This window comes from Rubripirellula reticaptiva (genome assembly GCF_007860175.1).
Lineage (GTDB): Bacteria > Planctomycetota > Planctomycetia > Pirellulales > Pirellulaceae > Rubripirellula > Rubripirellula reticaptiva.
The window spans coordinates 955,342-969,161 of record NZ_SJPX01000003.1; the positions used below are offsets into that span (position 1 = coordinate 955,342).

At 55.1% G+C, this 13,820-nt stretch carries 10 protein-coding genes; 2 read left to right on the forward strand and 8 right to left on the reverse strand.

The annotated features are described in order from the left end of the window. Positions 1 to 34 precede the first annotated feature (34 nt). Both ylqF and Poly59_RS16300 read right to left on the reverse strand, forming a co-directional pair. On the reverse strand, positions 35 to 991 hold the full coding sequence (gene ylqF / locus Poly59_RS16295) for a ribosome biogenesis GTPase YlqF (RefSeq protein WP_146535126.1): 957 nt from the start codon (positions 989 to 991) through the stop codon (positions 35 to 37). Then, a complete protein-coding gene (locus Poly59_RS16300; RefSeq protein WP_390621489.1) occupies positions 988 to 1,950 on the reverse strand; it encodes an SMP-30/gluconolactonase/LRE family protein in 963 nt (320 codons plus the stop codon). Before Poly59_RS16300 ends, ylqF begins: the two co-directional genes overlap by 4 nt. Positions 1,951 to 2,194: 244 nt before the next feature. On the opposite strand from Poly59_RS16300, the gene Poly59_RS16305 reads away from it, so the two are divergent. Next, positions 2,195 to 5,374, forward strand: a complete 3,180-nt coding sequence (locus Poly59_RS16305) for a mechanosensitive ion channel domain-containing protein (protein WP_246151699.1) — start codon at positions 2,195 to 2,197, stop codon at positions 5,372 to 5,374. On the opposite strand, the gene Poly59_RS16310 is transcribed toward Poly59_RS16305, so the two are convergent. Continuing rightward, positions 5,371 to 6,999: a proprotein convertase P-domain-containing protein gene (locus Poly59_RS16310; RefSeq protein ID WP_146535128.1), complete on the reverse strand. Its 1,629-nt coding sequence runs from the start codon at positions 6,997 to 6,999 to the stop codon at positions 5,371 to 5,373. The genes Poly59_RS16305 and Poly59_RS16310 overlap by 4 nt on opposite strands. After that, a complete protein-coding gene (locus Poly59_RS16315; protein ID WP_146535129.1) occupies positions 7,000 to 9,723 on the reverse strand; it encodes a secretin N-terminal domain-containing protein in 2,724 nt (907 codons plus the stop codon). A 359-nt stretch (positions 9,724 to 10,082) separates the two neighbouring features. Between Poly59_RS16315 and Poly59_RS16320 the strand changes: the two genes are divergently transcribed. Then, on the forward strand, positions 10,083 to 11,195 hold the full coding sequence (locus tag Poly59_RS16320) for a redoxin domain-containing protein (RefSeq protein WP_186776307.1): 1,113 nt from the start codon (positions 10,083 to 10,085) through the stop codon (positions 11,193 to 11,195). Between the two features lie 95 nt (positions 11,196 to 11,290). Here Poly59_RS16320 and Poly59_RS30685 read toward each other — a convergent pair whose 3' ends face one another. The 4 genes from Poly59_RS30685 to Poly59_RS16330 form a co-directional block, all read right to left on the reverse strand. Next, positions 11,291 to 11,722 carry a hypothetical protein gene (locus Poly59_RS30685; RefSeq protein WP_390621481.1) on the reverse strand — a complete coding sequence of 144 codons (432 nt, stop codon included), beginning with the start codon at positions 11,720 to 11,722 and terminating at the stop codon, positions 11,291 to 11,293. A 30-nt stretch (positions 11,723 to 11,752) separates the two neighbouring features. Beyond that, the gene (locus tag Poly59_RS30410) at positions 11,753 to 12,190 is read right to left on the reverse strand and encodes an IS3 family transposase (protein ID WP_261343497.1); all 438 of its coding nucleotides are present in this window, start codon (positions 12,188 to 12,190) and stop codon (positions 11,753 to 11,755) included. 133 nt (positions 12,191 to 12,323) lie between these two features. After that, a complete protein-coding gene (locus tag Poly59_RS30415) occupies positions 12,324 to 12,524 on the reverse strand; it encodes a transposase (protein WP_261343498.1) in 201 nt (66 codons plus the stop codon). 75 nt (positions 12,525 to 12,599) lie between these two features. Beyond that, positions 12,600 to 13,739: a TIGR03032 family protein gene (locus Poly59_RS16330; protein WP_246151700.1), complete on the reverse strand. Its 1,140-nt coding sequence runs from the start codon at positions 13,737 to 13,739 to the stop codon at positions 12,600 to 12,602. Positions 13,740 to 13,820: the final 81 nt, after the last annotated feature.

Here is a 13,820-nt window from a genome sequence, read left to right on the forward strand (position 1 = left end):
CGAATTCGAGTCGCCGTGTCGAATTTTTATCGGACTAGCGTCTCTCGCGAGATTCTCGCTTTGCCTTTTGCTTGGCGACAAACTTTTGTTTCCGGCGGGCGTCGCGAGTTGCTGCGCTTTCGTTCTTGGCAGCGACGGCGGCGGCGGTTTCGGCTTTCTCTTTTTCCATGATTTCAGGCGATTCCAACGTCAACAACCCAAAGACACCCTGCCGCAATTCTGTCACCAAGATTCGCGACGCACGGTCAATGTCGACCACGCTGCTCTTGCCTAAGCATCCGCGTTTTCGTCCGATCGCTTCGATCGTTTCAAGTTCAGATGCCGGAACTTCATCCAGGTCGTATCGTTCGGTCAATTGTTTTGGATAATAGTCCAGCATGAACCGTGCGGCAAAGAATCCGATCTCGGCATAGTCCATCGCCGTTTCTTTGATCGATCCCAATAACGCCAAGCGATAGCCGCTGTTCGGGTTGTGCACGTTCGGCCACATCATGCCGGGCGTGTCGTACAACGTGATTCCGTCACCGATGTTGACACGTTGTTGGCTCTTGGTGACGGCGGGGGTGTTGCCTGTCTTGGCGACTTTCTTGCCGGCTAAAAAATTGATGATCGTCGACTTTCCAACATTGGGAATGCCCATGATCATCGCGTTGATCTGTTTGTTTTCACGTTCCGGCAACATGCGGATCGCCAGATGCTTGATGCGGCGGATCGTCGGCACGTCTTCGGTGGTCACGGCATGAGCACGCATGTTGGCCGATCGGCCAAAGTAGTCCAGCCATAATTCCGTCATGCTGTCGTCGGCCAAATCGCTCTTTGAAAGTATTTTCAGACAAGGCTTGTCGCCGCGTATTTCGGCCAGCAACGGATTCTCGCTCGAATACGGAATCCGCGCGTCCAGGACTTCGATGACCAAGTGCACTTTCGGAAGCAACGCTTCCATTTCCAACCGGGCTTTGTGCATGTGCCCGGGAAACCACTGAATTGTCATTGAATCTGGTATCCGGGTTGAGCTGTTGGGATCGACCACAACGTTCCGCCTGCCGTTACAAACAGCGTCTTGCCATCGGGGCCGCCGAAGGCGCAGTTGGTGGTCTCATCTTGCAAAATAGGTGCGAACGCGACTTGTTTTCCGTCGGGCATAAACACATAGATGCCGGCGGTTGGTGGCGTCGCTGTCTGCTCGGGCAGGCGAGGCTCGTTCAAACCAGCGGCAACGTAAAGACGCCCCGAAAGATCTAACTTCATCCCGTCCGGTCCTCGCGTGGTCTGCCAGTCGTACAGCATCTTTTGCGACGCCAAGTCGGGCGTGCCGTCGGGACGCATGTCGAAACGCCAAAGTTTGCGAGCACCACCAAGTCCATTGTTGTTGTCAGCAACGTACAAGTACTTGTCATCTGGCGTGATGATCAGCCCGTTGGGGCGGTCGACTTCATGAGTGATGATGCGTGTGACGGTTCCGTCGAGATCGATTCGGTAGATGCCTTCGACGTGTTTGCCATTGGCGTCGAGCATCTGCATGTTCGATCGGTCGCCGTACTGAGGATCGGTAAAGTAGATCCGGTTTTTCGAATCGATCGTCAAGTCGTTCGGTTGATTGAACTTCATGCCGTCGTACGAGTCGGCCAGGACGGTTAGCTTGCCGTCGGCTTCGAGCCGAGTCACTCGGCGATTGACGTTTTCGCAGATTACCAATCGGCCCTGACGATCAAACAACAGCCCGTTGGATCCGGCTCCGTCGCGAAACACATGACTCGAATTGTCGAGTGCGCGTCGATTGATGTTGCCGTCGCCACTGGTCAGAAGCCCCAGTTGGGGGTGCCAGACAGGCCCCTCGCCGGCTCCGCTGGATTGGATCATTTCCGGTTGGCCGACGAAAACAGAATTGTCAGCAGTTGCGATCGGAACGATCAGAAAACTGAATGCGATCGACGCTGAGATGGCTTTCAAGAACGACACGATTGGCTCTCGGAAATTGGGGAATGCAGTGGCTGGCAGAAATGAAGGCATAGTCTAACCCCGAGCCGGGCTTCTCATCAGGCCTTGGGCACCGATTGGACGGCTGTGAAACACGATCGGTGTGGCATCGAACCGCGATATTCGCTATTCCCCGTTGGTTCATTTGCGAGACGAGACGAATCGGTTGATTTCTCGCGTGGTTTCTATTCGTCACCTTTCCAGGCAACGGTCGAAGATGGCCCATCGAAGCATCTGCCCATTCGCAAATTTTCCGCACCACGCACGTTCGCTGACGGCGTCGACCACCGCGATATGGCTAGCGTTTCTTGCGGTAATGGGTGCTCAGGTTGGGTTCGCCCAGAACATCATCTATCACCAGCCGATAACAAGTTCTTATCCGGTTAGTTCATTTCCGACAAACTCGTATCCGACCAACTCGTATCCGACCAACTCGTATCCGACGACGGTCTACCCTAGTTCGTCTTATCCTGTGTCGTCCTATCCGACGACTTCGTACCCGACGACTTCGTACCCGACAAACTCTTATCCGAGCAGCCAGCCGGTCGTCGTTCATTCATCGACAACGACGTCGGTACCGGTCAGGGCTTTGCCTGCCAACGCGACAACCCACACTCAGCCAAGGCAATCCGAATCGATTTCAGATTCGTCAACGACGTTGCTCGCCACGCCCAGCGGTTCAATCACGCGTCTCGCCAGCACCCGCAGCGACTCGCAACGTTCGCGGTTCACTGATCGTCGAAGTGACGACGGCTACCGCGAGCCGTTTCCGACGCCTATCGAGCGAATGTTACCGTTTGGATTGACGATGATTCAATCGGCACGCAAAAGCGCCGATCAGTTTCGTCAAATCGCGCGAACCGCATCGCCAGTTGCTGCCGACGTCGCCGAACGTAATGCCGAATTGGCGGATCAGTGGGTTGAACTTGCCGAGACGCATGACCGTCTGACCGATCGACTCAACGTGGCGGCGACCAAACTGGATGAAACCACGCGAGACTTCACTGACGTCGCGGCCAAGCTTGATCACTATGGTTTGACTCCTACGGTTGGTCTACTGCTTCGTCATAAGAAAGAACAGCTTGACGCTTGGCAAGTTCAGGATTCGCAAACCTTGTTTGCCGGCGAAGAACTCAAACGAGCGCGGACCGAGCAGTTGGAACTCGACCTAATCCGACACGACGGAACCGACGTTGTCGCACAGGCCTCGGCAATCTTGACCGCCGGCGGAATGAACCCCAAGAGTGACCAGAATGCCTCGGTCGTGTCGCAGGTTCAAGACTTGCTTCGCCAGCGGGCTCAGTGGCTAAAGTCGCTGCGCAGCGGATACCATGACTATCAACAAAAACTTGGCGAGCTTGACGCGACGACTACCGCTTCCACGCAGTTGACTCGCGATTACCGTCGCCTAATCGATCGACAAATCACCTGGATTCGCAGTGACGATCCGCTGGGTTTCAGCGACGTCGGAAAGATCCCCAGCGGGCTCGGAGCGGTTCTGGATTCACGCCGCAGCCATGACTTTGGTCAAGCGATCCAGCGAAAGTGGCGCGCGACTCCGGTTAGCGGAATTGGATTGGTGGCGTCAGTCGTTCTTCTGTGCTTGTTTCGTTGGCGAGTCCGGTCATGGCTGATCAAGATTGGCTCTGGCAACCGAATGAAAGAGTCGACCGCGGATGCTCGAAAAGCAGCCGCCAGCATTCTGACAACACTGACCGCAATCTTGATTCCTGCGATCTTCTATGCGATCGGGCGATGGCTTGGCAATGGAGTCGTTTCAGAGTCGACGTTGCACGCGTCGAGTGGTTTCTATGCCGCAAGTCTTGTGTCGCTGTTCGTCGAGGTTCCCCGTCAATTGCTTCGCAACTTTGGATACCTAGATCGTCACATCAATGTTGAATTGCCCGGTCGATCACGAGCGATGACGTATTTGACGTTGATTGGTGCGGGACTGGTTTTGGCTGCATACGTGGTCACGTTGATTGGTGTGATTGATCATGGCATGTGGCGAGACTCAACCGCTCGTTTTGGTTTCATCGCCGCGATGATGTTGGTCACGTGGACCGCGCACTTGGCACTTCGACCGACCGGTGGATTTCTGGAACCGATGATCGCCAAGTTCGGCGGTTCGGTGATTCACCGTGTTCGATTCGTAGTGTATTTAGTGGGCGTCGGGTTTCCGTTGGCAATGATCGGACTGTCGGGGCTTGGGTACGGATTTACTGCTAGCGAATTGATACAGCGAGCGATTTGGATGCTTGCTGGACTAGCAATCGCAGCAACACTTTGGGGAGCGGTTAAGATCCTGTCCGCGGGTGCTTGGCAAAAGTTGACCGGCACGACTCCGCCGCCACGAAAGTACGACGAGTACGGAATCCTGGAACCCGAAACGTCGGTTGGCGATGCAGGCGTGCTTGGCGAACACTTCTTGGAATTGAAGCATCACCTCGCATTTCTGTTTCAGTTCGCGCTCGTGGTCGCCACCATAGGTTGTATCGGATGGATTTGGGTGGACGTGTTTCCCAACGCGCACTTGGGCAACCCGGTGGTTTGGATTGCAGATGGTGAACCGATCACTGCCATGAATTTGGTGATGGCGTTTGGAACGTTGTTTGTTGCTTTCCAGCTCGCCAAACTGTTGCCAGCTCTGTTCGACGCTCTCGTGTTGCAGCGAGTTTCCTTTGACGAAGGCATGGAGCATTTCTCGTTGGTGCTAGGCCGGTGCCTGTTGTTCGGCGTTGGTTGCTTCATGGCCTGTTCGCTGATCGGTGTCCGTTGGCAAGCCATCCAGTGGTTGGCAGTCGGGCTAACGATCGGACTTGGATTTGGTTTGCAGGACATGGTGCGAAATCTGTTCGGCGGCTTGATTGTGCTGTTTGAAAAACCGGCGCGGCTAGGTGACTTGGTTACCGTCGGAAAAGTAACTGGACGTATCGCTGCGCAGAAGCTTCGCACGACTGTGGTGACGGATAATGATGGGCGCGAAGTCATCATTCCCAACAAGAGTTTTGTCAGTGAAGACGTGATCAATTGGATGGGAGCGGGCCGACTGCGTGCGATTCCTTTCGAGGTCGCGGTCACTCGCGATCAGCGTCCGGCGGACCTGTGCCGGATGTTGTACGAGTTGGTGATCGACCAACCTGATGTCTTGCTGTCGCCCGCGCCACAAGCGACGCTTGTTTGCGTTGGAAAGCGATCGCAACGCATCGAAGTTCGGGCGTGGATCGAAGAAGGACAAGACGCATCGCGTTTCCGTGATTCGTTGTTGCGGACCGCAACATCGTTTCTGTCGGAAAAGCGTTGGTTGGCTGCTGATCAACCCGAACAACCGGCGATGCAAAGCACCATCGACCGGGACTTTGGCAGCACGTCACGCGGTCGAAAACGTTCGGCCTAGCTTCCGCCGATGGCTTGCGGAGCGTCGTTTGGTATGGCGAAAACGCCCAGGGGTTCGTCGATCGGAATTTCGGCCGGCACTTTCTCGGGCTCGAGCGACAAGCGGTCTTGCGGTTTGATGTTCAGCGACCATTGATGCAGCATGCCAAATCGCTCGCTTCTCGCGCCGGTGATCACTAATTGCCACGTTCCTGTGGCCTTCTTTCCGTTGAACTGGCTCAGTCCAGGTTGGCGATTCGTGACAGCTTCGGGCAAATAGGATCCATTGAAAGGTGCTCGAGCTTTCGTGAGGTGAGTATCACTTTGGTCGTCAAAGATGGTTCGGTCAAAATTGTCATCGCTGCCGCCGATCGCCGTGAACAGTTCCAATCGCACGCCCTCGGGGCTGATCAGGTATCCGTCCAGTTGGCTCAGATACGAGTGTGTGATTGAAAGTTGGACATTCAAATCGGAGATTAAGAAATCTTCGTCGATGGTGATTTCCGAAATCGTTGTCTTACGAGGCGGCAAAACTTCTGCGTTTGTATTGGCAAAGCTTCCGCCCATCATCGCAGCAGACTGTGATACTTCGGCTAGCGTCAGCAAGCCGTCATCATTGACATCGAGTGCGGTGAATGTGGCAAGCGATTCTTCGGACCACTCGTCCGTGTACTCAGCCATCGTGACCTGTTCGTCGCGATTTTGGTCGCGTTCGTAAAACCAAGTCGGCACGCCGAGCGATTCATCACCGACTTCGTCTTGCAATCCGCTCAGGTACGCATGCAATTCGTCTCGCGACAACTCGCCGTCTCGATCCACATCGATCCGGCCGGTTGGGATACCGAGCCCCACGCTCTCGATGGGGTCGAGTCGACCGTTGCGGTCTTTGTCGAAGCGCCCCAGGACAGATGCCGTCAAATAGTAACTGCTGCCGCCACGACGCCACCATCTTGAATCGTCGCCGTCGGAACGTTTGGATTCGTTGCCGGATGGGCGGATGCCGTTTCCGACTCGTTGGGCGCGTTTGACCAATTCTCCGGACGCACCATCGAGCAATCGCCGACGAGCGTACCGTTGGCTCAATTCCAATCGGCTGAGCCGACCATCAAAGTCGTAGTCGACTTCGAACGGATCGCGGTGAGTCCAGTCGCCACGACGAGCCTCTGCGCGATCGATGAATCCATCGTGGTCTCGATCAAGCCTTCGCAAAATGCGTTCGGCATCGTCGAGGTCTTCTTGAGTGTAGGGATACTTGATCTCCGGCAAACCGAACTCGGGAATCAGCACCTCGTCCTCGGCGGGGCCGAATTTCCTCACGCTGCTTTCAAGATCAGGCTCAACGCTCTTTCTGGCCACGCCGTTGACCAATGCGTAATAGACTCGTGCAGCCTCTTGCCATTTGGAAATGTCGTTAGAGCGTTCCAGTGACATCCGGCGTGCCTCGCCAACGCGTTCCAAATAGGGACGTGCAAGCGGTGTGATTTCGTCCGGATCAATCTGACCATTCTGGTTTCGGTCGAGTCTCTCAAGCGATTCGCGCAGACCAGACTGTGCGTTGGCGATAGTCGGCGCCGAGAAGGCCGATAGCAAGACGGCGGCGGCGACAATCGATTTTCTTCGCCACCTTGGTTTCACAAAGTCAGTCATCTATCGGCCTCGCGATGATGTGCTGCGAGAAGTCGATGCTGGCTTAGCCGTTGATCGAATGGCGCCAGTCGATTTTTCGTCGGACGTCAACTGCTGCAACAGCAATCCGTAGATCTCGCTGTTCATTGGTGTGATGACTTCGACAGCCTGTTCGCCACGCGAATCGATTCGCTCGATCAACGATTCAACTTCGGCAAGCAACGCTTCCGGTGCCGTGATGATCAGTGAATTCGTTGCCTCATGAACGGCAACCGTCATCTTGGGTTCCAGGTTGCGGGCTGGCTCTTCTTTGGCAGCTTGTTTTGCGGCCGCGGCTTTCGCTGCTGCAGTGGTTGGGCGAGGTTCAACGCCACCTTTCAAACTGGACGGTCCCGCGGCACCGTTTTGAGACTTGGTGTCTTCGGCGACTCGGCCAACAAACGCGTCTCGAATCGAATCGGCAACATCAGCAGCTTTGGTGTGTTGCAGTTCGATGACTTTTGACCGGCCATAGGTTTCGATCGACGCGATACTTTCGTCCTTGTCGATAATCGTGAGGTAGCCGGCGACTTCTTCGATGTCTTCGGCGGTGCCCTGGACGATCAACCGATTCAGTCGCGAATCGGCAACGACAGTGATGGAACCTGCCATCATGGTCGTCGTTCCTTCGCGCGACGAGATCATGCTGAGATACGACCCTGATGGTCCACCGGAAACGTATCCGTTAACCAGCGTTCCGGCTTCGCCTTCGCGAGCCGATTGGCCTCCTTCGAGCAATTCGCCCAAGATCCGCAACGCGTCATCGGGTCGGCAATGCTGTAGATAGAATACAACGGGTTCGGGCGGCAGCAGATCCGCAGGACCGGCGATCGTTTTTAGATGTGATTCGAAACGATCGAGTGCTTCGGTGTCGTCGGACTGCAACAGGATTCCTTGTGGAGTAACCTGGCAACGAATCGTCGGGGCTTTTGCGTTTGATACAACCGTCAGTTGGCGTGGCCCAGCGTCTCGATGGGGTGAGGCAGCAGGCATCGACGCAGCATGCGTTCGAAACGCCAGTTCCTTAGCCGATTTTGTCTCGTTGGGTGCCGCATCTTTTGAGCCATCGTTTTTCTTCGCTGGCACCCGCTCGGTCGAGTTCTGTGGTCCGCCAAGCGTCGGGTAAACAATCACGGGGTTCCCGGATCGCCAAAACGTTGCCGCAGTTTCCAATGCGTCTTCGGCTCGTTGCCCCTTGATCGGAATCACTCGAACTTGTTCGGTACCTAGTGAATCAGCGGCGTGATTGGTGGGGTTCGCCGAAGCAGCGGCGCTTGATTCCAAGCCGTCCACGATCGTTCTGATTTGATCAAGTTCGTGCCGCTTGGCACGCACAAACAGTCGCTTGTTCCCTGGATCGGCATCGATCCGTGGTGCCGCCGGATCGACGTCGTCTGGATCATCCAGCGGCGATGGCAGGTCAAGCATCTGTTCCAACAATGTGATCACAAAGTACGGATCGGTGTGGTTCAGCGGGATCACTTCGAACACGGCATCGGATGCTTGGACTTGCTTGACCGTGTCTTGAATTTGTTTTTGAACATCGGCGGTCGCAAGAGCAACGATCGAGCTAGCGTCCTTGTCGACGGAAAGCCGAACCGTTTTGCCGGACAACAATGTTTGCAACACGTTGTAGACCGTGTCGACGTTGCCACCTTCGACCAAGTGAGACTGCAACGTCATCTCGCCGCCGATTTCCAGCCCGTTTGATTTTGGCTGGTCGATCGACTCGACCAGTCGCTCGATTACTTTGACTTTGTCTTCGACGCCCGTGACGAAGATGTGTTTGCCGAGCAGGTCAGCCGACAGACTGACATCGATGCCAATCATCTCGCCCGTGGCCAAACCCAAGTGCGGACGCGCGACCAGCAAGACGTCTTCGGCTTCGACGTGTTGCAGCGAGAACGTCTTCACGACCGTTCCGTTGTCCATGAAGCTGGGTTCGAAAGCGGACAGCACGTCGCGAACGTTACGAAGCTTTGCGACCGTGTCCGTGATCATTAATTGATTGGTCTTTGACAGCACCTTGGGAGACGACATCAAGCTAAGTGCCGCCAGCTCATCAACTGCGTCGTCCGCTTCGATTTCACCGAGCGCGAAAATGCACTTCACCACTTCGTGGTTGCTTGGCATGTCTTCGAGCGATTCGACCGGAATTTGTTTGGCCAACAGGTCGAGTTGTTGAAGGCTGCGAGGGTCACCGAGGTTGATCACTGACAACAGTTGCCCACTGCGAACGAGCGTGTAACCTTCGGCGAGCAAGAACAGGTTGATTCGATCGATTGCGCCAGATACTTCGTAAGCTGACGCATCCGAGTAAGTAAAACTGCCGGGCGGCAGGTCGCCAACATGAAGTGCCAAGCCAGACTGGTCGGCGACCCAGCGAATGACTTCACGCCAAGGCGTTCCATTGAACGAGAAACGCAGTTCGCCATTCGCAGAAGCGTCGCTGCTGAAAACGTCGCTGTCCGGAGCACTGATCCCAGAAACGGCTGGGGTTGGAACGATCGGTTCCGCCTCATCAACTGCCAGCGTCGTTGAAGGAGCTTCGATAGCATCAATCGCACCGTTGGCGACTTCTGCCGGAGGATCAACCAGGGGATCCTGTCCTACGGCGATAGGAGAGGCGGCGATTGATCCGAACAGGCATGATCCGATCAACAATCTGCGAACCCGATGTGAGGTTCGGCGTTGGAGCGTTTTCATTTTCATGCGACCAGCGGACGACCCGAAGGCCGAGCGTCATGCGGGGAGGTGGGAGAGACAGTGAAGGGTAGTCTGACAAACACCAGCATCCGATGGCTGGCGATTTTCGAGGGGTCAGAGCCGGCTTCAAGCTCGAGGGTGGGACTTAGCGGTAGGACTCGATAGTTTACTGGTTTGGCAAGGAATGTCAATGTTTTCGGGCGTGCCCTGATCCGCTGTCGACCCGAGAAGGCCGCATAATCCGACCTTTTGGCGGACTCTTTCGGTTGGTCAGCATTGATAGGATGGAAGTTGACGCAACTCTTCTCGCCTATTCTCTGTTTCTCGCAAATTCTACTTGCCTCGACCGGAAACGTCCTATGATTCGCTCTTCTTTCGGCTACCGACGGGTTTTGCCGTATGTGCTAGGGGTACTTGCTGCTTTGACCCCACTTTTGGCGATTCAGCACGTTCTGGCCGCGGGTGAAAGCGACCTGGTGCCACGCTATTTGTTGGGGCTCGTTCATGCTCCCGAAGTGCACCGGGAATTGGACCTGACCGCTGACCAGGTCGTCGGTCTGGAGAGTCTGTTTCAAGAGATCGATCCAGTATGGTTCCCCGCTCGAAATTTGCCGACCGACCAGCGTTTGGTCGTCGTTGATGAACTTGAAGGACGGGTACGGGACTGGTTTTCCGAAAATGCGTCGGACCAGCAAAGTCAGCGTTTACGCCAGTTGGAGTTCTACGCGCAGGGCAGTCGGATTCTTTTGCGAGACGACGTTGCCCAGGAACTTGGGATCGATGCCGCCCAACAGGCAAAGATTGCTGAGGTTGCCGAGGCCAGCCAGGCGGCTCAGCAGAAGCTTGCGGCGACAAAGTATGGTGACGAATCGTTAGCCGAACTTCGCGCCGATGTGACCAAGAAAGTGGCCGCCGAACAAAGCGTGATGAACCAAGTCTTTCGCCCAGAGCAACGGGGGAAGTTGTCGAAGATGTTGGGTGAGCGATACGATCCCAGTCGGTTGTCGCGGATCTACGCGATGGCACCCAATTTTGGGCCGTCGCAGGAGTGGATCAATTCATCGCCTCTGTCGATGGGAAAATTGCGTGGCAAAGTCGTGCTGGTCCATTTCTACGCGTTTCAATGTCACAACTGTCACGCCAACTTTGACATCTACAGGCGCTGGGCCGAAACGTATTCCGACGACGAGGTCGTCGTGATCGGCATCCAAACGCCGGAAACCAGTCGCGAACGAGACGCCGGTGCCGTTCGTGCGGCCGCGAAAGAAAAGGGATTGACGTTCCCCATCCAAATCGACCTCGATTCAAAATCCTGGGCCGCCTGGGGCAACACGATGTGGCCTACCGTCTACGTCGTCGACAAAAACGGCTACATCCGCCATTGGTGGAGCGGCGAACTGAACTGGAAAGGCGCCACCGCCGACAAAACAATCGAGCAAGTCGTCGACAAGCTGCTAGCCGAAAAAGTCTAGCTGTACCGAGTCAGTATCATCGAATGGGCGTGCCAGCGAGTTGTTTGTCTGAACAACTGAGCTCTTCCGGCAATAAGCAGAGAATTCAGCAGGAATTACGGAATTGCCACGAAAAGTTGACAGTGGATCGGTCCTAACGGGAAGGTAATTGGTGCGTCATGTGGATCAGATCGCGCCGACGAGTAACGGTTCTTTGATCGCTTGCTCGAACTCGATTGGACTTCGGTAATCCAGTGACGAGTGCAGGCGGCGAGGATTGTAAAAGCGTTCAATGTGGTCCGACGTGTGGCGTGTTCGTGCGTTTCGTAAATCTGCTGGGCTTCTTCTGTCTTGTAGCTCTTGAAGAACGATTCCATCGGAGCGTTGTCGTAGCAGTTGCCGCGACGACTCATGCTTTGAATGATTTCGTTGGTGGGTAATCGGCTTCGGAAATGTTCGCTGGCATATTGCGAACCGCGATCACTATGAACTACCAGCCCAGCTCTGGAGGAACGACACGCAAGTGATTGATCCAACGCCGCGACCACCAATTCAGAATCGATGTTGAGACTGGTGTTCTAGCCAATGATCTTGCGTGAATGCAGATCGACAAAGGCGCACAGATAAGTGAATCCCTCTTTGGTCGGTATGTACGTGATATCAGTGAGCCAAACTTGATCGATGGTTTCAGTAGAGAAGTTTTGGTTAAGCAGATTGGGGGCGATCGGTTGGTCGTGGTTGGAGTCGGTGGTCGAGATTCTGAATTTGGTTCGGCGATTGGCTTGGATTCCTGTTATCCGCATGCACTTTGCGACAGTGTTCCGGCAGCACTCAATACCGCGAATGATCAGTTCTCGGTGCATTCTTGGACTTCCGTAAGCATCGAAATGCTTCTCTAAATGAACCTCTTGGATGGCCCGAGTGATTTGCGTTTGTTTCGTTTCGGTTGCCGTGACATCGAGATGAGTGAACCGGTAGTACGCCGCACGCGATACTTCGAGAGTTCGACAGAGCACCGCGATCGGCCACCGGTCGCGATGCTTGTCAATGAACTTGAGCCTCAGTTGCTTTCTTTGGCGAAGAACGCCGTCGCTTTTTCTAAAATGTCGTGTTCCATCTTGAGTTGTCGGTCCTCCTAACAGAGCCGCTTCAACTCGGCCTCGACCGACTGGCTGCCGGCGGGGTGGCTGGAAATGTCCCTTCTTCATCAAAGGACTTCTTCCATTTGCGAAGCATGGTTTCACGGATACTCAAATCTTTGGCGACAACGGCATACGTCAGCCCCTGTTCGATGATTTTCTTTACGGCGGCCAGTTTGAATTCTCGGCTGAATGTTCGACGCTTGTCCATGGTTCGGATCTCCTGTCAGAGAAGTCTGACATCTCTCCATCCACTGTCAACTTTTCGTGGGCAATTCCAAACATCTTAACGGCGTAGTTCGGCTGGTACGTCCGCGAGCGCCGCGTCGGGCAACTCATACGAACCCGCTAACAACTCGCAGTCTTCGTTAACCAGTTCGGGGTAAGTCGATCCGTGCAGCACTTCGACGGCGAAAATCTCTTGCACGGCGTCCTCGAACTTGACGAAGGCGACGATCTGACCAGATTCAATGTTTACCACCCAAACGCCGCAGGTTCGTTCGGCGAGTTCTCGCTCGGCAATCGGTACGCCGCCGAACACAGACGTCTCGCGGACCTGGGACAAGCCGATAAACGCCAGCGGTCCACAAAAGGAAAGCCCGCGAGTGAACCCGGGCAACTCGATGATCGATTCGTACGCGCCCGTCACCGGATCGATCACGCCGAATCCACCGGTGCCGGAATGCAACAAATACAAGTTTCCGTTGTACCAACGCGGGGAATGAGGCATCGATAGTCCGCGGGCGACGATCTCATTGGATGCGACATCGATCAACAGGCCACCGTCTTTCTTGTTGGCTCGCCATCCACCGGGTTCGTCGGTTTCACCCAGCGCCGTAACACAGTCGACTTTGCCGTCGCGGGTCGCCATCCCGTTGAGGTGACAACAGTCGCCAGGGATGTACTTCGTGATAAACGAGGGCCGCCAAACGGGTTCAAAATTGAACGTGCCACTGCGCCGAGCCAAACACGAGAACCGCGTGTTGACGAATACGACATCGTCATCGATCCAAGCCATCTCGTGGATGTCGATATCACCGGTAAAGTGCGACACTCGCGGCAGGAAACAAGCATCATGCGGATGAGGACTGGCCTGGCGAGCGGGCAGATCATCCGTTGCCTCGCGAGCAGTATCGAGCTTCTCGCAAACAGCCGGGATATTATGGAACTCCCAAACCTGCATTTCCGACCCGATGGCGATTCGGTTGGGCTGGACCGCCATCCCCATCGGTTTGTCGAACAGACGAAAGTGCGTGTTCAGCACGCCATTCTCGGCCCGCAACATCACCAACTTACCGGCCTGGTAAGTCGTCACCATTAACGAAATCCCAAGCTGAGACAGGATCTCGGGCAGGTTGCTTGTGTGGACCGATCGCAACGAGTTCGACGTTGGTTCAATGTCTGTGATTGAATCAGTTTCGTTCAACTCTTCGTTTCCATCTTTGTTCGCGGTGGTGGGAAAATGGACTTTGTATTGGACGAGGCTACGAGCGGGCAGATGGAAAAA